We start from the raw sequence: 20,573 nt of genomic DNA, 5'->3' as shown, positions 1-20,573 counted from the left end.
AGTCTGATTTCCTTTTACTAAATACTAGTAAGAAAAAAGTAGATGAGCAAAGCGCTCACCTACTTTTTTCAACTTTTCTGGCCTTTTTTAAATCATCTTGAACACTTTTTTCCCATAAAGGAACTCCACTATTATATGCTGCTCTCATAATGAGATGACCAGCAACAGGAGAGGTTAAAAATACGAATATGATACCTAAAAGGATTCGTGCATTAGCATGATGATCAATAAGTAAATAATACATAAATAATCCTAAAAGAATACTTATAACCCCTAAGGTCGCACTCTTAGATGCAGCATGGTTACGAGTATATGTATCAGGTAACCTTACAACACCAATTGCTGCAATTAAACTAAATAATGCACCAAGGAGAATGAGAAAACCTACAATGAATTTACTGATCTCTATCATTTTCGATGATTTCTCCTTTCTCCAGCCATTTAGAAAAGGCAACCGTCCCAATGAAGGCTAGAATTCCTAGTAATAGAATAATCTCAACAAAAGCATTGGAATTAATAGCAATAGAGATGATCGCCGTTATTGCAATTAAGTTTATTCCGATTGCATCAAGTGCAATAACTCTGTCAGGTGTAGAAGGCCCCTTTACAAGGCGATATACAAATAGCAAGGTTGAAATCGCAACAATGAGCAATGAGAGGCCTATGACAATTTTAAACATTAACGGCTTACCTCCTTGATAGCTTTTTCAAATGTATTCTTAATATCTAGTCGTGCTTGCTCAACATCATCAATATCCATTGCATGGATATAAAGTGTTTTATTGTCTTCAGATACTTCTAATACGAGAGTACCTGGCGTTAAGGTAATTAAATTAGAGAGAATTGTGATTTCCCAATCCTTTTCAAGTTCAGTTTCTAATGCAAAAATACCTGGTCGCATCGAAAGTCTTGGAGATAATATTACTTTTAGTACCGCAATATTTGCTTTTATAAGCTCACTACAAAAAATGAAGAAAAGCTTGATGACAGCAATCACGTTAATTAAATAGAAGCGATGATCAAAGAACCTTCTAAGTGCAAACATTATGAGCCCGCCAAAAAAATAACCTTTAAAAAATGCCAACGATGAATAATCATTAGATAGAAACATCCATATAAACGCTAGAAAAAAGTTAAGTAAGATTTGAAATGCCATATTCACTACTCCTTCAATACGGCTTGTATATAGAGTGTTGGATCAAGCAAAGTATCGGCAGCTTGAGAAATATAAGGTGAAAGCCATTCTACCCCAAAGCCATATGCAACAGTTAAAGTAATTAGGATAACAATTGGTAATAGGAGACCTTTTGTCGATCCTTTCCGAGTAATTATCTCTTCTTTCGGTTCACCCCAAAAGCCATTTATAAAGATTTTCATAACCGAATATAGTACAAGTAAGCTCGATAGCAGCACGATAAATGCAATTGTGTATTCGCCTGCTTCAAATCCACCTTGGACGATTTTTAGTTTTCCTACGAAACCGCTAAACGGAGGAATTCCTGCTAAAGACAATGCTGCAATAAAGAACATCCAACCTAGAAATGGGTGACTTGCGATCAGCCCACTAAACTTTCGTAAATTACTTGTACCAGTTACAGCGATAATTGCTCCAACTAAGAAAAACAATGCCCCTTTAATGATCATATCATGGACTAAATAGTAGACAGAACCTTCAACAGCTTCTGGTGTGTTAGCCGCTATTCCAAACAGAATTACTCCGACTGCAGTGATAATATTGTAGATAACAATTTTCTTAATATCCCAGTAGGCAATAGCTCCGATGACACCAAAGATGATCGTCAAAGCTGATAACCAAGCTAAAATTTGATGTGTAAAAGAAGGATCGTGATAAAAAATAAGTGTGTAAACGCGTGTAATCGAGTAAATTCCTACTTTAGTTAACAATGCCCCAAATAGAGCAGTAACGACTGACGGTGGTGCTTGGTATGAACCAGGTAACCAAAAATAAAGTGGGAAAAGCGCTCCCTTAAGACCAAATACAATTAAAAATAAGATCGAGATAACGGTTAGTAATCCCGATTGTCCCATTTCAGCTATTCTCACACTTAAATCAGCCATGTTTAACGTACCAGTTACTGCATAAAGGTATGCAACAGCAATAACGAAAAGCGCGGAAGAAATAACATTGACAAGGATGTATTTGATTGATTCACGTAGTTGTATTTTCGTACTTCCTAGAACAATTAACAGATAGGATGACATAAGCATAACCTCGAAGAAAACAAACAGGTTAAAAATGTCACCAGTAAGAAAAGCGCCAGATACACCTAAAATAAGAAATTGTACACCTGAATAAAAGTAATACTTTTCTCTTTCGGCACTTATTGATGAAAAAGCAAACAACAATGATGTAAAAGCAATAATACTTGTTGTTAGCACTAATAAGCTAGAATACATATCTGCCACAAATACAATGCCGTAGGGTGGCTTCCAGTTCCCTATCTCTAACGTCTGGATTCCGTTTATGTGAACAGTTTGAACAATGGAACCAGCAACAACGACTCCAGCAAGTGAGGCAATAAGACTAAGCCACTTCTGGATCTTAATGTTTTTGTTGAAAAAGATTAAGATAATCCCGGTTAATAACGGTATGACGATTGGTAAGATTATTAAGTTACTCATATTGATCATTTCCCCTTAGTTGATCCATATCATCTGTTCCAAGCTCCTGATAGGAGCGATACGCTAGAACGAGGAAAAACGATGTAACCCCGAAACTAATAACAATTGCCGTTAAAATAAGAGCCTGTGGAAGTGGATCAACATAACTTTGAGCATGCTCACCAAGTAGTGGAGCAGCTCCTTGTTTTAGTCCACCCATTGTTAATATTAATAGATGTGCACCATGGCTCAGCAAACCAGTGCCAATAATGATGCGTAATAAGCTTTTAGACAACATTAAATATACGGCAGCACTAAACAAAATTCCAACAACAATAGACATTAATACTTCCATTATTCCGTCTCTCCAATCGTTTGGATAATGGTCATTGTGACACCAATAACAACGAGATAAACACCGAGGTCAAATAGGACGGCTGTTGCTAATGATGTTTTTCCAAGGACTGGGAGATCTACATAGCTAAATGTATGTGTTAAAAATGGAACATCAAAGAAAAATGAGCCAATCCCAGTTAATAAAGCAATAAGTAAGCCAGTTGCCGTCATTTTAATATAGTCAATTGGCAAAGTATTCACAACGGTTTTTATATCAAATGCTAATAGTAAAAGTACAATAGCTGAAGCGGTCATTAATCCGCCAATGAAGCCTCCACCAGGGGTATAGTGTCCCGAAAAGAAGAGGTGTAACGAATAAATAATAATGATGAACACGACAACCTTTGTTACGGTTTGAAAAATGAGATCGTTTGTTTTAATGTTCGTTTTTTTCACCCTTCTTCCTCCTTTTTGACATGCAGACGAATCATGCCGTAAATTCCTAATGAGGCAATTCCGAGCACTGTTATTTCAAACAAGGTATCAAATCCTCTAAAATCTACAAGGATTACATTGACCATATTTTTACCACCTGCTAACGTGTAGCTGTTCTCAATGAAATACTTAGAGATTGTATCTGAAACACGTTGACTGTTAGCTGATAATGCAATTAGTGTAACGATTGTTCCGACACCTAACGAAATAAGCAAATTAGTTAATTTAAAGTGAAGCTTTTTTTCCTTCCTTTTAAACTCAGGTAAATGGTAAAAACAAAGTAAAAACAGAGCAACAGAGACGGTTTCGACACATAATTGTGTAAGTGCTAGATCAGGTGCTCGAAATAGTACGAAAAAGAGCGATAAGGAATAACCTACTGAACCAAGCGCGATGATTGCTGTTAAACGTGATTTAGAAAACAAGACCGTAATGGTCCCTATCACCATAACAATAGCAAGAACTGCTTCATAAATTCCAATTGGTGCTGTTCCAGCTAATGAAAATGAAAATCCATCCTTAACAACTAGTGCAGTCCCTAAAATAACGATAAAGAATGTGAAGATATATGCTAAATAATCACGGATAAAACCTGTCATGTAGAACCTTGTTAGTTTAAACGACGATTTATCAAGTTGATACAAGGCTGCATCATAGCCTTTATTTAACGTTAGTTTTTCAGGTACGATACGATAAATACCTCGCCATTTTCTTAGTAAGTAGTAGCCAAGTGTTCCTAACAGAATTACACCAATTGTCATGTAAAGCTCTAAATTAGGACCATGCCATTGACTGATGTGAACATGGAAATGATTCTCATCTCCTAGTAGACTCGGCAAAATTGAAGCCATTGCTGGTTCAATAATTGTGTAAGCTAGCAAGTTAGGGAAGAAAAAGAAAATAATCACAAGTGACGCTAGGATAATCGGTGAAATAAGCATACCGATTGGTGCCTCATGTGGCTTTTTCTCAAGTTTTTCAGGCTGATATTTTCCTGTAAATGTTTTAAATACTAGAACCATGCTGTAAATAAACGTGAAGATACTTCCGATCCAAGCAATAATAGGGAACAAAATTCCAAGTGTTTCTAAGTTGAAAACATCCATATCAAGTACGCGTATCATACTTGTAAAGAACATTTCTTTACTTAGAAAGCCGTTAAAAGGCGGTAACCCTGCCATTGAGAAGGCCCCAATGATTGAAATCGTAAAGGTAATCGGCATGAAGCTCATAAGTCCACCAAGTTTTCGGATATCACGAGTACCTGTTTCGTGATCAATGATTCCCACGACCATAAATAAGCTTCCTTTAAAAGTAGCATGGTTGATTAAATGGAAGACTGCTGCAAGTGTTGCAACTGTATAATAGCTATCATCGATTGCATCAAGTGCAAGGGCAGCTGACCCAACACCCAACATTGACATAATCATTCCTAATTGACTGACTGTTGAGAAGGCCAAAATCCCTTTTAGATCTGTTTGTTTAACAGCATTAAAGGAACCCCAGAACATTGTAAAGATACCAAAGGATGATACAATCCAAAACCATTCAGGCTCACCTGAAAATACTGGGCTAAATCTGGCAACTAAATAAATCCCTGCTTTAACCATTGTTGCTGAGTGTAAATAAGCACTTACAGGTGTAGGTGCCTCCATGGCATCTGGTAACCAAATATAAAATGGAAATTGAGCAGATTTCGTAAATGCACCAAAGAGGATAAGAACTAATGCGGGAACGAATAAGTCATGCTGAGCAATCTCAGGAACTTGTTCAATAATTTCCCTTATGCTAAAGGAGTTTGTCATGATGTACAACATGATAAATCCTCCGAGCATAAGCAGTCCGCCAAAGATCGTAATCAACATTGATTTTTGTGCTCCATAGCGCGATTTCTCACGTTTATACCAATAACCAATTAAAAGAAATGATGAAAGTGATGTAAATTCCCAAAACGTATAAAGGACAATTAAGTTATCCGATAATACGACACCTAGCATAGCACCCATAAACAATAACAAATAAACATAAAAAGTATTTAGTTGTTCTTTTTCTTTTGATAAATAATAAATCGAATAAAGAATTACAAGTGCACCAATTCCAGTGATGAGTAAGGCAAATAGTAATCCTAAACCATCTATGTATGCAGTAAAGTTAATGCCAAGAGACGGAATCCAATTGGCCGTATTGCTTATTGTATCACCGTTCATTGTCGTATCAATGAATTGAACAAAGTAAACAAAAAGCAGAATTGGTAAAACTAAAACAAACCAACCTGTATGAATGTTACGAAAACGTTTATACAGAAAGGGAACAAGTATGGCAAAAATAAAAGGTGATAAAATTGCCACATGTAGTAATGTCATCTTTTAACCTCCTTACAAAATGGGCAATAATAATAATAGTTGTCATACAAAACGATTGGGACGTAATACTGCATCCCGGCAAAATGACGGGAAATTTGGGTTATGCAACAGCATCAGTTTAAATTAGATTGGCCCAAGTGAGCTTACACAAAATTGGTGTTACTTTTTCTGATTTATTATGTTCCAGTTACTAGGTTACTATGAAATAATCGAGAAATATGCATCATTTCAAGTTCATATGAACATAAAAATGATAACAAATTTCTGCTGACTTGTATATTCCTAAGATTATGGAGCATCCTAAAAATTGAGGTGATTCCATGAAAAAAATGAATATATTTGTTGCAGGGTGCATATTTTCATCCATGTTTGGTAGTGCTTGGTATATGAATGAAAAAATAAAAAGAGATTATGTTGATTCATCTACATTTGAAGAGTCAATATTTCAACTAACAAATACAGAAACACCAATAGGTTTTTTAACAAAAGAAGCAGATGTATTCGAAAAATTTAAATCACGTGAATATGTTCGCGTTGTTGCTCGTTAGCAGGATGTAAAGAATTAGACATTCTGTTTTTTTATTGAATTGAATCTAGGAATTAATTTTCAGGTGTGAAAAACCTAAATTTACAGAGAGAATGTATCCACTTATATAATTTGTGGGGGAATCTTCAATAATCTGTCAATTTTGCTTGTCAAATTGAGATGACTGATACATAATAATGTAGAAATTTATTGAAAATGTTGAAGGTTATTTAACGAAATTGGGGATTGAAAATGAGAAATACATATTTTACTAGTTACTTTCCACTAATAACAATCTTATTGTTTAGTACATCATTATCGATAGCTACTGTCATGATCGTCATTGATTATTTGCAAGTGTTAGGAATTTATGATGGAATGTTGGAATTCTTTTCGAATAATGGGATCAGGTTAGCATTATTTACGGTATTTGCCTTACTGTACTTCATGGTTTTTTCAGCACTGAAATTAATTGCAAATACAATTACTGAGCTTTCACTTTTATTTTTTTCAAAAGATGTTGCTGGTGAGAATCTTACACAAATAAGAGGCGGATCAGCATTTTACTTAATCGGTGGCGCTATTTCTTTAATTGCAATTCAATATCCATTAGCAATAATCGGGATTTTCCTCGTAGCAACAATCTTTTACTTTGTGTATATTGTTTATAAAATTAGCAGTTCGCTTACGTCAGCTTCATTGATTGGTTTAGTATTATTTCATGTGTTAGTTTGGTTTACTTTTATTTTAGGGACTTTATATTTATGTTTTAGACTTTATAATAGTATAATGGCTAGCTTGCCCGTATAAGAAAGATGGAGTCGATTAAATATCGACTCCATCTTTTGGTTAGAAACTATGATAAAAATCGTTTGCGAACTTCGGGGGTAGGAATCATACATTGCTTATTCTTGCCGAACCATTTGTATCTATTTTTTGCAACAAAATTGTAAATTCCATCGCGAAGCGGCTTAGGTGTCACAATAAATAAGTAAAGAATTCGCCATAGTCCACCTAATCCTAAGCAAACCTGTAATACTGCAGCTGATTTTGTGTAGCATGAATTCCCCTTTACCAGGACGAAGCTACTATAGTCATTTGTTGGGAGGTTATACTTCTTTAAAAGTTCTTGTCCTACTGACGATTGTAAAGCTGCAAATTTAAATTTTCCATGTTTATCATGACGAATGACAAATTGTACAGATTGATTACAAAAACTACATACCCCATCGAACAGCAAGATTGGGTCAGCTAATGTTTTCATGAGCATCCCTCTTTCATTGAAGATGATTGAATCACTTCATGACATCTCTCCATATAAGCATTTGTGGACCTTGATTATATATATTACTTACATTTCCACCCTTATCCTTACCTACCCAAATACCAGCTGTGTACGTATCTGTTAATCCTACAAACCATAAATCCTTATAATCGTTAGAAGTCCCGGTTTTGCCTCCAACATATGTGCTTGAAACAGATGCTTTTTGTCCAGTTCCACTCTTCACGACAGCAGCTAATAACTTTCGCATTTCCTCGTTAGTAGATTCCTTCCAAACCCGTACAGGTGTATCGTTCCATTCATAAAGTGTTTTTCCAGTTAAATCTGTAACTTTAAAAATTGTATGGTTTTCATAATAGAGCCCGTTATTTCCGAAAGAGGTATACGCACTAGTCAATTCCAGTGGTGAAACTCCATATTGAAATCCTCCGATTGCCACGGCAAGGTTATTATAATCATCTTTAGTTATAGACGAAAAACCAAATGGTTGTAAATAAGAAAACCCTTTATTTAACCCAATCTCGTCAAGCATTCGAACTGCTGCAGTGTTATACGAATATTTCAATGCTGTTTCAAGTGATACCATCCCATAGTTTTTCTCACTATAATTTTCTGGACAATATTCATTTTTACAAAAAGCTCCTGCATCAATTTTCGATTTTGCTGTTGCTCCAGTTATATCAATATATGGAGCATAGTCGAGAAGCGGTTTAATCGCTGAACCTGGTTGTCTAAATGCTTGAAAAGCTCGATTGAATGAGTATTTTTCATAATCCTTTCCTCCAGATAATGCAACGATTTTATGGGAATGATGGTCGATGACAGCAGCAGCTCCCTGCACTTGATTAGAAGGAAGATGCTGATCAATAGCGTTCACAAGTTTCTTTTGTATGGTAGATTCTAATGCTGTATGGATGATGATCCCTTGACTAAGAACTTTGTTTACACGTTCTGTGAGTTGTTTCTCAATTACTTCTTTGTTTTGTGCATCAGCTAGTTTTTGAGTATAGCCTTCGCTTTCTGAAATTAATTGTTTTAATTCTTGATGAACGTACGTAACATAATCAGCTTGGGTATCGACTCGATCTTTTATAGAAAGAGTAATGGGATACTTGAGCGCATCCTCCAATTCCTGTTTTGTAATTGTATCGTTTTGATATAGCAAGTTTAGTAATCGTTCCTGACGATCCTTTGTATTGTCAAAGTTTTTTATTGGATCATACAAGGTTGGATTATTTGGAATAGCACTGATAAACACAAGTTCAGCTAAATGAAGCTCTTGAATTTGCCTATTAAAGTAGTGTGTTGCCGCAGTACCAATCCCATAAGTACCATTACCAAAGTAAATCGCATTTAAGTAGCCTTCAAAAATTTGTTCTTTCGTAAAGTTTTTTTCAAGTTGATAAGAATAGAGAAGTTCACTTAGCTTTCGATTATAAGTTTGTTCAAAAGATAAATAAATATTTCGAGCAAGCTGCTGCGTAATCGTACTTCCACCCTGCTCAATAGATTGAGATTTCGCATTAATAAAAACTGCTCTCAGCATTCCAGCAGCATCAAATCCTATATGTTCAAAAAAACGTTTATCCTCAGACTCAATATATATGGTTTTAACAACCTCGGGAATATCACTGTATTTTATATACATCCGGTTTTGCTGCTGTGAGGATATTTCCGAAATAAGCTGTCCATCATGATCAAAGATAAAGCTGTTTTGTGGTAGTTCAACAGATTCGATTGGAATCTTCTCATCTAAAACAGTCCCTAACCCTTTAACAGCTTTTGATTCCTTACCAGCTATGAAACCACTGAAAAGAAAGATTGGAACCATTATTATTACACAAATCCATCCAAATATACTTCTCAAGTCAAGTCACACTCTTTCTAATTATTCATTCTAATCTTATCCCAATCATAACAGGCAGTAAGGACCTCCACCTCAAGTATCTAGCTATATAAGCAATGAAGAAAGATAAAGGTAAAACTGCCTGTAAAGATCCGATAAGTTTCGCTACCATTCAGAGGGGATGTCCCCCCTGAATGAAGTCTCACTTTATCCCATTCATAACAGGCAGTAAGGACCTCCACCTCAAGTATCTAGCTATATAAGCAATGAAGAAAGATAAAGGTAAAACTGCCTGTAAAGATCCGATAAGTTTCGCTACCATTCAGAGGGGATGCCCCCCCCTGAATGGAGTCTCACTTTATTGTAACCGATTATTTCTTAATGGCGGACTAATTTTTACCTTTCACTAAAAATTGGTTTTTAGGAGTCAGAAATTAGCCTAGTTTTGGGCGATTTAACTTTCAAATTTATGCTTAAATGCTTGTCCTTATGAAATCACCCCATTTCATCCTTCATACATAAAAAATAGACAAGGGATAATTCATTATTTTTTGAAAAATTGAAGTTAAATCAGTAGCTGCGATGATATAATAATAGAAATGAACGTTGATTTTAAAGGAAGGAGGCGTGAAATAGTTTGGAGGGACAAGAGCGATTATTATTTATTGATTTTGAATTTACGATGCCCGAGGGAAAAGCAAATCCTAAAGGATTCTATCCAGAAATAATTGAAGTTGGAATTGTTTCTGTTCGAAACCATAAAGTAGAAGAACAATTTTCCTCATATGTTAGACCAGTACGATTCCCCTTATTAAGTGAGCGTTGTAAAACTTTTCTTCAGATTTCACAAGCTAAAATTGATGAAGGAATTTCCTTTTCAGAATTACTAACTACCTTGAATAAATACAATGAACATTCTCCTGCAACAGTCATAACTTGGGGGAACATGGATATGAAGGTTTTACGTCAAAATTGTCAAATGAACAATGAATTGTTTCCATTTTCAGGAAAGTCAAGAGACCTTTCAATGGAGTATAAAAAGTTTTTTGGTGATCGAAACCAAACTGGACTTTGGAAGGCTGTTGAGGAATATGGGAAAAAAGCTACTGGGAAGCATCATTGTGCTTTAGATGATGCCTTAACTACCTATAATTTATTCAAGCTAGTTGAAGAGGACAAACGATACTTACAAAAACCAACACCTCCTACAATTGGTGACAGAATTGATTTGTCAAAGGTACTAAATAAATATGCAACCTAACCGAAAGCAAAGCTATGAGAAAAACATATATGACTTACTCAATAACAATATTTGTCATTGTGATTTTTGAAAAAGTAGATATTGTTATTGAGTGATGTTTATCCTTTTTATTTGCTACTAAGAAAATAATCTGCTTCTAATGTAGATAATAGTTCAAGCGATTTTTGCGCCCATGAAGTATCTAATTGCAATAATTCATCCTTTAATGTGTCCAAAGCTTGTTTAAGTGATTCCTTATAATCGGGAATAGGATCTGCAAAAGGCTTTACCATTTGTTTAGGAATATTTGTTTGTTCATTGAACGCCAATGCTCGTCTTTCATGAAAAAACTGAACGTCTGCTTGTTTTGGATTATGTAAATCTCCCTGCTGTGGATGCTTAAGCACAGCCTTTACTTTGACTAAATAATGCATTTCACGTATGTCTGTTATTTCACCAATATATTTACCTGTTTTGTATAGACCTGTTACAATTTCTCCTATTTTTTTATCTTCCATTTACTTCATTCCTTTTTAAAAATCCATTATTTTTTATACATCATTACCCAATTATTAACTGTAAAAAGGCTTTCTTTATCTTAACACGGAAAAATGAAAAATAATAATCTTTAACGCTTCTTGCTTGTTTCATAAAACGATCAGTCTATTCTTCTTTTAAATCATTACGTTGAAGAGGCTTTAAAATGTTGCCTAGTGAATTAAGTGAAAACTTGTTATAGTAAATAGATAAGAAAGGTCGTGAAAAAATGAATCAATTAAGCGTAGTTTTAGGCTTGTTTTTATATTTTCCAGAGGATAAAACTGAATATATTCCAGCTGCTATTACAATGGTGGTATTTACGATCGCTGCTTTTTTTGCATTCCGTTTTATAGTAAAACACTCGAAAAAGGAACAGGGAAAAGTGGACGAGCTCTTAAAACAATCACCTGAGAATAAGGGGAAAGAATAGCATATTCGTATAAATATAAGAGCTAAGGCAAATAATACCCTTTAGCCAACTTATTTTAATGGAGGGTATTATGAAACGAAAAATGGCCTTGTTATTTGTTTTGCCTTTTATTTTATCTGGTTGTATGGAGAAAACCATTACAAAGATGGATGTTGAAATGTTTAATCAAAGTGGTGATTCTCTTGGAACAATTAAGGTTTCTGAACAATCTGAAGGAGTAAAGCTAGAAGTACTATTAGAAGGGTTACCACCTGGTGAACATGGTTTGCATATTCATGAAACAGGGAAATGTGATGCTCCAGACTTTAAAAGTGCCGGGAATCACTTTAATCCAGACGATAAACAACATGGTTTATTACACCCTGAAGGTGCACATGCCGGTGATTTACCGAATATTATTTCAGAGGACGGAAGAGTTGATGCAGAACTAATGGCGCCTCAACTCACACTTAAAAGTGAGCAAAAAAATTCTTTACTTGGTAAAGAGGGAACAGCTATTGTGATTACTGAAGGTAAAGATGACGGAATGACACAGCCTGCCGGTGAATCAGGTCAACGAATTGCTTGTGGAGAAATTACAGAAAAAGAAGCCGATAGACAAGATAAAAAAGAGGTAAAACCAGAAGAAGAAGAATGAAAAAATGGGGGTGACATTTATAAGTCATCCCCATTTTTATTGTTGGCAATATAAGATAGAAGTAAAACCCGCACTTGATTAATTTTATGTTAATGCATTCTTTAGTCGGTCTAATCCATCTTTCACCGTTTCTCGTGGACAAGCTATATTCATTCGTAAATATCCAGCTCCATTTTTACCGAACTTTGAACCTGGTTCTAATGCGATTTTTCCCTTAGTTAACAGAAGGTTTTTTAATTCATCGTCAGTTTTCTTAAGATTACGAGCATCCAGCCAAACGAGATAGGTTGCTTCTGGCCTCATTACTTTTATATCTGGAAGGTGCTCGTTTAAGAAATTTTCGATGAAGCGAACATTTCCCTCTAAATAATGAATAAGTTCATTTAGCCATTTTCCTCCATGTTTATATGCTGCCTCCATAGCATCTGAACCAAATGTATTTACTGTCATAAGACCGTAAAGCTGAAGAACTGCGTTATATTTTCGCTTAAGAGTATCGTTTGTAATTAGCACAGCAGAAGCTTGAAGTCCAGCTAGGTTAAAGGTTTTACTAGGAGCAATACAAGTTATCGTTTGCTCGGCAAACGCCTTATTAATTGATGCGATTGGTGTATAATGGCTGTCAAATAACAATAAATCAGAGTGAATATCATCAGAAATAATTAGTACATCATGTTTGATACAAAGCTCACCAATTTTTGTTAGTTCCTCTTTACTCCATACTCGGCCACCAGGATTATGGGGATTACAAAGAATAAACATTTTCGTCATATTGTCTGAAAGCTTTTCTTCAAGATCTGCAAAATCAATTTCATAACGATTATCACTGTTTAATATAAGTTGATTGTAAAGCACCTCGCGTTTATGTTTTTTTGCCATTTCAAAAAATGGATAATAAACAGGAGGTTGAACGACAATCTTGTCTTCAGAACCAGTATAAGCTTGGATCGCGATACTAATGGCTGTTACAATACCGGGACTATATGTAATGATATCCTTATCTATTTCCCAATTATGGCGAGTTTTTAACCAACCTTGTATCGCAATCTCCGTGTTGGTACCAGGCATTGTATATCCAAATATACCATGATCGGCACGTGAGTGTAATGCATCGATGACTTCATCAGGTGCAGGAAAGTCCATGTCAGCCACCCACATAGGCAAAACATCTTCCATTCCGAAAATTTTCTTTGTATCCCATTTTACAGAATTCGTATTCTTACGATTAATGACTTGATCAAATCGACTCACTTACTTCACCTCATTTTAATGTTTTAGCTGTTTTCGCAAACTTTGTTGCTTTTAAAATAGTATTGGGTTGGTTGATTGGCGCTCCAGGATGCTCGCTTTCCGTGGGGCGGGCGATGAGCCTCCTCAGCGCGAAGCGCCTGCGGGGTCTCATCTGTCCCGCTACTCCCAAAGGAGTCTCGCACCTTCTGCACCAATCAACCTAATCAGTTGTGTTCAAAAACAACAATCTTTTAGAAAAGAGCCATGTTTTAGACAATCGGTGTTGCTCCAGAGCTTTTTCCTTTGAGTCATAAGTTATCATGAATTTAAGTTGAAAGGATCGTCTATATATCGCCTATGCTTGTCGGACTTAAGTAAGGAGCTTTAGCTTTTCAACTATAATCATAAATGTGATACAATGACAGTGCAAAAAATAAGATCATAAAAGGTGAAAACATGGAAGCGCAGCAAACAAATATTAAATTGATGGAACTATTATTACAATGGGATCCCTTAGGTTATGGCGATGGAAGTTATGAAACAGAAGTGGTTGATGTCCTTCAAGCCGTTCATTTATATGACAATGAAGTTTTACTAGCTAGAAAAATCCAAGCTATTTATGAGTTTTCATTTGAGGAAATCATTCCTCTCCAAAAATGTAAAAACCTCTCTCAGCAACTTCTCCTTATTAAAAATAACTTTAGCTGTGAAATATAAAATTTTAGAGGCCTAAGGGCTATAGAAGTACTCTCTTAAGCCTCTAAATAAACCTAATTAGCCTGACAGAATTCAAATATTTTTTCAGTTACGTGCTCTGGTCTTTCTTCGGGTACTAAATGACCAGTATTCTGGAATGAAAAAAAGCTTGAGTTTGGTAAGTCGTTTTTAAGCCTCTCCCCAACTTGCATAGGAACGACTTTATCCTCATTTCCCCAAATCAGAAGACTAGGTTGTTCAATTAGTTTTAATTCCTCTGGTGAAAGATCTCCTTCATGGTCTCGAATCATTCTGGTTAACGCCATGAAAATTCGATCATCATAAAATGGCTCCATGTATCCATCCATCATTTCTTGGTCGATAAGAGACCTATCGTATACGACATTATATAAGTTTTTCAATATCCCCTGACTAGCTAGCCAATGCTTTATACATAAATAAAAGTAAGGCATGTAAGAACCGAATATTAAAGTTGGATGAACTCGTTTCATATAACCAGAACTGCAGAGAAGCACAATTTTTTCAAATAAATCTGGTCTTTCCTTTGCTGCAATAAGCGAAACTTGTCCACCCATTGAATGACCAACAATATATGCTTTTTTTATTTGTAACCCTTGAACTAATTCAATCACTAATTTTGCCATATTTTTATAGGAATGAACAAATCTTGTTGATTTTTCTGTTTTCCCAAATGGAGGCAGATCAATGGCAAGAAGATTAAATTCGTTCTCTAGAAGTGGAATAATCTTACGATAGCAAAAGGAAGATGATAGAAATCCATGTATTAACACCAATGTTGGCTTCGAAGGATTTTTCTCATAAACCTCATAATGAACGTTTACACCAAGAATGTTCATGGTACTACAATAATAATGACTCTTTTCCATAAGCATTCACTCCGTTTTTCCTATTAATAATTATTGAAGATATGATAAAATGAAATGTCGATTAACAGCTATAAACATTTTTTATATTTTTACCGAATTTAATTAAAACACACATGTAAAATCTACCCGTATATCTTTCGGTGAAACATATGAAAAACAAGCAATAGAGTGGTATAATTGTCTGAAGATTTGAAAAAAGTGGGAGTGGTGAAAATGAAGTTTACAGAGAAGGAAGTCGAGATTTTAGAGATCTTAGAGGATGACTGTCGCCTGTCTGCAGAACAAATCGCCAAAATGATTGATTTAACCGAAGCTGAAACGAAAGAAATGATTCAAAATTTAGAAGATCAACGCATTATTGTTGACTATACAGCCCAAGTGAATTGGCGTAAGGTTGATGGTCATGAAGGTGTTAAAGCTATGATCGATGTAAAAGTTCAGCCAAAGCGTGGAGTAGGCTTTGATGATATAGCGAGCCGTATTTATCGTTTTAACGAAGTGAAATCTGTCTATTTAATGTCTGGTGCATATGACTTATCTGTCATTATCGAAGGTAAATCAATGTCAGCTATTGCTCAATTCGTATCCGAAAAACTTTCAACATTAGATTCAGTCCTATCAACAACAACTCATTTTATCTTGAAAAAATATAAGCATGATGGAACAATATTTGAACAAGATGATGAGGACAAGAGAATTGTGGTGTCACCATGATAGAACCCTCGCATTACCTTTCTAATACGGTAAAAGATTTAAAACCATCTGGAATACGAAAGTTTTTTGATTTAGCTGCTGGTATGGAAGGTGTTATTTCTTTAGGTGTTGGTGAACCAGACTTTGTAACTCCTTGGAATGTTAGAGAAGCATGTATCCTTTCACTTGAGCAAGGTTATACATCTTATACAGCAAATGCTGGCTTAATCGAATTGAGAAATGAAATTAGCTATTATTTAAAAGAAAAAACAAATATTGATTATAGCCCAAAACATGAAATATTAGTAACTGTTGGGGCAAGCCAAGCACTTGACGTTGCTTTAAGAGCGATTGTAAACCCTGGTGATGAGGTAATCATCATTGAACCTAGCTTTGTTTCTTATGCATCACTTGTTTCATTAGCAGGCGGTGTTCCTGTGTCGATCCAAACTAGTGGGGAAATGGAATTTAAACTGCAGCCTGCTGAGCTTGAAAAGGCAATCACTGAAAAAACAAAAGCGATTATCTTATGTTCGCCAAATAACCCAACAGGTACAGCTCTTGTTAAAGAAGAGCTAGAGCGAATTGCTGAAATCATTGAAAAACATGATTTACTTGTCATTTCTGATGAAATCTATGCAGAGCTTACATATGATGATGTGTATACAAGCTTTGTTTCAATTGATGGGATGGCAGAACGTACGATTCTTGTTAATGGATTTTCAAAGGGCTTTGCAATGACAGGCTGGCGTTTAGGATATGTAGCAGCAAATTCCGAATTTTTAAGTGCAATGTTAAAAATTCACCAATATTCAATGATGTGTGCTCCTACAATGGCTCAATACGCTGCAATAGAAGCGATGAAAAACGGCAAAGAAGATGTTCTTCATATGAAAAAGAGTTATAGACAGCGTAGGAATTTGTTTGTTGGAGCGTTAAATGATATCGGATTAACTTGTCATGTACCTGGTGGAGCATTCTATGCGTTTCCATCGATTCAAATAACAAATCTTTCTTCAGAGGAATTTGCTGAACAATTGTTACTAGAAGAAAAAGTAGCAGTTGTTCCTGGGAATGTATTTGGTGAGTCTGGAGAAGGTTATATCCGTTGTTCCTATGCATCTTCATTAGATCAGCTTCAAGAGGCTTTAAAAAGAATGAAACGCTTTGTTCAGAAGCGAGTTTAAAAACAAACCAAAAAAAGCTGACCAATTATTTCTGGTCAGCTACATAGAGAAACGAAAGGGGGGGATACTAGAAAGCCTTATGCTTGTATTATTCCCCCTTTTTGTGCGCTTTAAACCTATTTCTATAGTTTTTACTTATAGTTTTTTCCTCTAGTAAGTCCTACAAATAAAACCAAATTTAGCCTTGATGAAACAAAATTATGCAATGTCTCGTTTTATAAATGTAAGAGGAGGGTAGTAGAAATGACTGAAGAAGAACTGATAAAAAAAGCAAAGCAAGGAAACATGAACGCATTCGGACAACTTGTAGAACTTCATTATCCTGTCGTTGAAAAGTTCGCCTACCAATTAGGAAATCGCCAAGATGAAATCGAAGATATCACGCAGGAGGTATTCATCCGTGTTTATCGGTTTATTGACCAATTTACTAAGGCGAAATTTTCAACCTGGTTATATAAGATTACGTTAAACGTGACGAGAGATTTTGCGAGAAAACGCCAATCAAACCTGCGAAAGGTTTTTAAGATACAACAAGACTTTCGACAAGATGGTTATCCTGAAATAGAATCAACAGTAATCAGGAACGAAGAAGATCGTATTCTACACTTAGCTATTCAAAAACTTGATGAAAAATATCGAGTGCCGATTGTATTATATTACTTTCACGAAAAAAAATATGAAGAAATTGCTGAAATTATGTCAATTACCTTATCAACTGTAAAAACTAGAATATTACGAGGAAAGACAATGCTGAAAAAAGTGATGGAAGAGCTTAATAAAAAAGAAGGTGACATAAATGGATGACAAACTATTTGAGCAACGAATGCAGAAGTTAAAAAAATCATATGAGCATATTCCCACAATATCTTCCTCTGAAAGGATATTGCAACAACTTAAGGAACAAGAAAAGCCAGTGAAAAAACGGATGTTATTACAATTTCCATATGTTGCCTCTTTTATTGGTGTTCTTCTTATCGGTGGTTTTTTGGCCATTCAATTACTTTCACAAATCAATTTAAATAGTGGGGAACAAACGCCGACTGAAAATAGAGAGAATCAACCAATAACTGAAGCAGATATCGAAACGGCTATTAATGAAACTCGAGGTTATTACGAACGTAGGGTAGATGAGCTTATAGATAAATTAGGCTTCGAGGATGTTGAACAATATGGATTTGTACAGGAAGCAAAAATAGTCGTCGAAAAATTTGAAGAACGAAAAAGTTATGAATCACAAGCCGAGCTTACAAACTATATGGAAAGGGTTAAGGAGATTATAACCTCTAGAGTCTCAATGCCTCATGAAGAATATAAATTAATGAAGAAGGCAGTAGATAATGGCGAAGCAATTAGTGATAGTCAATTATATGGGTATATAGATAAATTAGACATGCTTCATGAGCAATTTTATGAGCAATGGATAAAGATGTATCAATCTAATCAGTATACAATGACAGATATTGAATCCTATTTAGAAGAATTAAACACAGGGAATATAAAAAATGGTAATCAAGATTATATAGAGCTTACGAAAACATTAACAGCTTATGGTTATTATTTCTTTAATGATGGTGAGGGAACTATTAATTTTGCTCCAAATTATTTAAAAATCCATAATCAATTAGAAAAATCTTTAAAAGAAGATGCTAAGGTATATTTGAAAATCAAGTCTGAGAAGAAAGCCTTATCAGATGGGGCGTTAGCAATTAATCATGATGAGTTAGGTGAGCGATTACTTGAAATTGAAGATTTTGTTTTAAATAATCCATCTTCTCCTAAAGTAGATGAATTTAAAGTACAGTACCGACTTTATATTGATTTCTATTTAAAAGGAACGAATAACACGTTGCTTGTATCTGATAATGGCAAAATAAAAGACGAAGTGAAAATAAATTTCGAAACCTTAATTACTGAAAATGAATATTCGGAAACAGCTAAAATTGTAAAGGGATTTTATAATAAGCTTAAGGAAAATCAATTTACATTAACAAATGAATTAAGAGAGCAAGAAATTGAAGTTTCTAAAATGTTAAAGCCAAATCCGGAAGAATATGCAATTGAAAAAAACTTATTGCCAATAACAAAAGAAATGGCAGCCAAATATGAGGATTTCAAAAATAAAGGCGATATGACTATTTTTAATGATGGTTTTGCAGGTCTAAATTCGATTGATTTGACAGTTGCAAGAATCTATATGTATGCCATTGAAAAAGGAGATTTTGAAACAGCCTATCGTCTCTCATATAATGGAGCGAATTCGAAGCTTCCAGAAAAAGAGGCTTTTATTAAGGAAATGCAAAAATCTCCAATTAATTATCAAGCTCTTTCAAATGAAGTAATTAAGGTCAGATCAATTTATGAACAAAACGGAGAAGATATTGAGCATATATTAATTAAAGAGAATGAAGATACTGTTAGTTTTCGAATGAAACAAGAAAATGGTTTTCCAAAAGTTGAATATAATCCTCTTTCATAATAAGGTTTGCTCAAAAGTGTCAGTCCTAACATACAATAGCTATGTATCTTAAGGGCTGACACTTTGCTTTGAGTCAGCCCTTTTTGGGTATAATAAAAATGAGAACAAATATAATTGTTTTTGAAAAAAATTAAAAGATGTGATATAATTTTATATTGCGTATAAAAGGACATATAAATATAAGAAATTGGGAGTGTTATACATGACAACAAAGTACGAATTAGGTAGTGTGCATACAGGTAAAGTTACAGGAATTCAACCATACGGTGCGTTCGTAGCACTTGATGAAGAGACTCAAGGTTTAGTTCACATTTCAGAAATCACTCATGGTTTTGTTAAAGATGTTAACGAACATTTGAAATTAAATGATGAAGTACAAGTGAAAGTACTTTCAGTTGACGAAAATTCAGGGAAAATTAGCTTATCAATTCGTGCTACTCAAGAAGCACCTGTTGAAGAAAAGAGAGAAGCAGCACCTAAAAAACCAAAAAAACGCCAAGCTACTGTTAAAACTGAAACAGAAACTCCACAAGGTTTTAATACATTAAAAGATAAGCTTGAAGAGTGGATCGAGCAATCAAAACGAGAAGAAGTAAAAAAATAAGCACTGATTAAAAAGGATGAAACGTTGATACGTTTCATCCTTTTTTCTATATTGGTCTTATTAGCAATCATTGATAAATAAAAAAGGGCCAAGTAATCAGCCCAGTTCTTATCCTACCATTTATCGAATTTCAGTACGTGGTTCCCTTGCAACTTCTGCTGAAGGCTTGAAGAGTAAACCAAGGTTTAGTAATCCTGCTATTCCAACAAGACCGTAGATGATTCTTGTTAATGCTGAATCATCGCCGAAAATTGCTGCTACTAAATTGAATCCGAAAAATCCAATAAGTCCCCAGTTTATTGCCCCGATTATTGTAAGTAACAATGCTATACGTTGAATTGCGCTCATCTTAGTTACCTCCTTATATAATGACTACATTATTAGATTGCGAAAAAAGTGAAAAACTATTCAGTGAAAAATTATGGTAAAGGCAGTTTTCTTTACAATAAATTTTGAAATGTA

Annotated in this window: 24 protein-coding genes; 11 read left to right on the top strand and 13 right to left on the bottom strand. The window is 34.8% G+C overall.

The genetic code is table 11. The features are described 5' to 3' along the window. Positions 1-55: 55 nt before the first annotated feature. The 7 genes from mnhG to HUW50_RS04435 are packed head-to-tail and all read right to left on the bottom strand — an operon-like array spanning position 56 to position 5,816. On the bottom strand, positions 56-412 hold the full coding sequence (gene mnhG / locus HUW50_RS04465; RefSeq protein ID WP_066330312.1) for a monovalent cation/H(+) antiporter subunit G: 357 nt from the start codon (positions 410-412) through the stop codon (positions 56-58). Beyond that, positions 396-680, bottom strand: a complete 285-nt coding sequence (locus HUW50_RS04460; RefSeq protein ID WP_066330311.1) for a Na(+)/H(+) antiporter subunit F1 — start codon at positions 678-680, stop codon at positions 396-398. The genes mnhG and HUW50_RS04460 overlap by 17 nt, the downstream gene beginning before the upstream one ends. Beyond that, positions 680-1,156: a Na+/H+ antiporter subunit E gene (locus HUW50_RS04455; protein ID WP_066330310.1), complete on the bottom strand. Its 477-nt coding sequence runs from the start codon at positions 1,154-1,156 to the stop codon at positions 680-682. Before HUW50_RS04455 ends, HUW50_RS04460 begins: the two co-directional genes overlap by 1 nt. 5 nt (positions 1,157-1,161) lie before the next feature. Then, complete coding sequence (locus HUW50_RS04450) at positions 1,162-2,643, bottom strand: Na+/H+ antiporter subunit D (protein WP_066330309.1); 1,482 nt, start codon at positions 2,641-2,643, stop codon at positions 1,162-1,164. Further along, positions 2,636-2,977: a Na(+)/H(+) antiporter subunit C gene (locus HUW50_RS04445; protein WP_066330308.1), complete on the bottom strand. Its 342-nt coding sequence runs from the start codon at positions 2,975-2,977 to the stop codon at positions 2,636-2,638. The genes HUW50_RS04450 and HUW50_RS04445 overlap by 8 nt, the downstream gene beginning before the upstream one ends. Then, positions 2,977-3,399, bottom strand: coding sequence for a Na(+)/H(+) antiporter subunit B (locus HUW50_RS04440; protein WP_066330369.1), 423 nt, complete (start codon positions 3,397-3,399; stop codon positions 2,977-2,979). The genes HUW50_RS04445 and HUW50_RS04440 overlap by 1 nt, the downstream gene beginning before the upstream one ends. 11 nt (positions 3,400-3,410) lie before the next feature. Next, positions 3,411-5,816 (bottom strand): Na+/H+ antiporter subunit A, encoded by a 2,406-nt coding sequence (locus tag HUW50_RS04435; protein WP_066330307.1) that lies wholly within the window; start codon positions 5,814-5,816, stop codon positions 3,411-3,413. A 320-nt stretch (positions 5,817-6,136) separates the two neighbouring features. On the opposite strand from HUW50_RS04435, the gene HUW50_RS04430 reads away from it, so the two are divergent. Both HUW50_RS04430 and HUW50_RS04425 read left to right on the top strand, forming a co-directional pair. Next, positions 6,137-6,364 carry a hypothetical protein gene (locus HUW50_RS04430; protein WP_066330306.1) on the top strand — a complete coding sequence of 76 codons (228 nt, stop codon included), beginning with the start codon at positions 6,137-6,139 and terminating at the stop codon, positions 6,362-6,364. Positions 6,365-6,594: 230 nt separating this feature from the next. After that, positions 6,595-7,152 carry a YufK family protein gene (locus HUW50_RS04425; protein ID WP_066330305.1) on the top strand — a complete coding sequence of 186 codons (558 nt, stop codon included), beginning with the start codon at positions 6,595-6,597 and terminating at the stop codon, positions 7,150-7,152. 46 nt (positions 7,153-7,198) lie between these two features. On the opposite strand, the gene HUW50_RS04420 is transcribed toward HUW50_RS04425, so the two are convergent. Both HUW50_RS04420 and HUW50_RS04415 read right to left on the bottom strand, forming a co-directional pair. Next, complete coding sequence (locus HUW50_RS04420; RefSeq protein WP_198165144.1) at positions 7,199-7,612, bottom strand: thiol-disulfide oxidoreductase DCC family protein; 414 nt, start codon at positions 7,610-7,612, stop codon at positions 7,199-7,201. A gap of 25 nt (positions 7,613-7,637) precedes the next feature. Further along, positions 7,638-9,455 (bottom strand): transglycosylase domain-containing protein, encoded by a 1,818-nt coding sequence (locus HUW50_RS04415; protein WP_083964558.1) that lies wholly within the window; start codon positions 9,453-9,455, stop codon positions 7,638-7,640. A 652-nt stretch (positions 9,456-10,107) separates the two neighbouring features. Between HUW50_RS04415 and kapD the strand changes: the two genes are divergently transcribed. Beyond that, complete coding sequence (gene kapD / locus HUW50_RS04410; protein ID WP_083964557.1) at positions 10,108-10,731, top strand: 3'-5' exonuclease KapD; 624 nt, start codon at positions 10,108-10,110, stop codon at positions 10,729-10,731. 107 nt (positions 10,732-10,838) lie between these two features. On the opposite strand, the gene HUW50_RS04405 is transcribed toward kapD, so the two are convergent. Further along, entirely contained in the window at positions 10,839-11,228 is a 390-nt protein-coding gene (locus HUW50_RS04405) for a kinase-associated lipoprotein KapB (protein ID WP_066330302.1), read from the bottom strand. Between the two features lie 248 nt (positions 11,229-11,476). On the opposite strand from HUW50_RS04405, the gene HUW50_RS04400 reads away from it, so the two are divergent. Continuing rightward, complete coding sequence (locus tag HUW50_RS04400) at positions 11,477-11,680, top strand: hypothetical protein (protein ID WP_066330301.1); 204 nt, start codon at positions 11,477-11,479, stop codon at positions 11,678-11,680. A 70-nt stretch (positions 11,681-11,750) separates the two neighbouring features. Continuing rightward, a complete protein-coding gene (locus tag HUW50_RS04395; RefSeq protein ID WP_066330300.1) occupies positions 11,751-12,317 on the top strand; it encodes a superoxide dismutase family protein in 567 nt (188 codons plus the stop codon). A gap of 84 nt (positions 12,318-12,401) precedes the next feature. On the opposite strand, the gene HUW50_RS04390 is transcribed toward HUW50_RS04395, so the two are convergent. Beyond that, positions 12,402-13,568 carry a MalY/PatB family protein gene (locus tag HUW50_RS04390; protein WP_066330299.1) on the bottom strand — a complete coding sequence of 389 codons (1,167 nt, stop codon included), beginning with the start codon at positions 13,566-13,568 and terminating at the stop codon, positions 12,402-12,404. Between the two features lie 435 nt (positions 13,569-14,003). Here HUW50_RS04390 and HUW50_RS04385 point away from each other — a divergent pair, with 435 nt between their 5' ends. Beyond that, positions 14,004-14,264: a DUF1871 family protein gene (locus HUW50_RS04385; RefSeq protein WP_185653729.1), complete on the top strand. Its 261-nt coding sequence runs from the start codon at positions 14,004-14,006 to the stop codon at positions 14,262-14,264. Positions 14,265-14,317: 53 nt separating this feature from the next. On the opposite strand, the gene HUW50_RS04380 is transcribed toward HUW50_RS04385, so the two are convergent. Further along, positions 14,318-15,151 carry an alpha/beta fold hydrolase gene (locus tag HUW50_RS04380; RefSeq protein ID WP_157094353.1) on the bottom strand — a complete coding sequence of 278 codons (834 nt, stop codon included), beginning with the start codon at positions 15,149-15,151 and terminating at the stop codon, positions 14,318-14,320. Positions 15,152-15,364: 213 nt separating this feature from the next. On the opposite strand from HUW50_RS04380, the gene HUW50_RS04375 reads away from it, so the two are divergent. From HUW50_RS04375 to yugI, 5 genes are all read left to right on the top strand, one after another. Further along, positions 15,365-15,865 carry an Lrp/AsnC family transcriptional regulator gene (locus HUW50_RS04375; protein WP_066330296.1) on the top strand — a complete coding sequence of 167 codons (501 nt, stop codon included), beginning with the start codon at positions 15,365-15,367 and terminating at the stop codon, positions 15,863-15,865. Beyond that, entirely contained in the window at positions 15,862-17,031 is a 1,170-nt protein-coding gene (locus HUW50_RS04370) for an aminotransferase (RefSeq protein ID WP_066330295.1), read from the top strand. The genes HUW50_RS04375 and HUW50_RS04370 overlap by 4 nt, the downstream gene beginning before the upstream one ends. Before the next feature lie 243 nt (positions 17,032-17,274). Continuing rightward, positions 17,275-17,835 (top strand): RNA polymerase sigma factor, encoded by a 561-nt coding sequence (locus tag HUW50_RS04365; protein WP_185653728.1) that lies wholly within the window; start codon positions 17,275-17,277, stop codon positions 17,833-17,835. Continuing rightward, positions 17,828-19,507: a hypothetical protein gene (locus HUW50_RS04360; RefSeq protein ID WP_066330293.1), complete on the top strand. Its 1,680-nt coding sequence runs from the start codon at positions 17,828-17,830 to the stop codon at positions 19,505-19,507. Before HUW50_RS04365 ends, HUW50_RS04360 begins: the two co-directional genes overlap by 8 nt. Positions 19,508-19,709: 202 nt before the next feature. Further along, positions 19,710-20,111 carry a S1 domain-containing post-transcriptional regulator GSP13 gene (yugI, locus tag HUW50_RS04355; protein ID WP_066330292.1) on the top strand — a complete coding sequence of 134 codons (402 nt, stop codon included), beginning with the start codon at positions 19,710-19,712 and terminating at the stop codon, positions 20,109-20,111. 120 nt (positions 20,112-20,231) lie between these two features. On the opposite strand, the gene HUW50_RS04350 is transcribed toward yugI, so the two are convergent. Then, positions 20,232-20,459 (bottom strand): DUF378 domain-containing protein, encoded by a 228-nt coding sequence (locus HUW50_RS04350; RefSeq protein ID WP_066330291.1) that lies wholly within the window; start codon positions 20,457-20,459, stop codon positions 20,232-20,234. Between the last annotated feature and the right edge of the window lie 114 nt (positions 20,460-20,573).

The organism is Metabacillus sp. KUDC1714, assembly GCF_014217835.1.
Taxonomy (GTDB): domain Bacteria; phylum Bacillota; class Bacilli; order Bacillales; family Bacillaceae; genus Metabacillus; species Metabacillus rhizosphaerae.
This window is presented reverse-complemented; position numbering and strand designations above follow the sequence as displayed.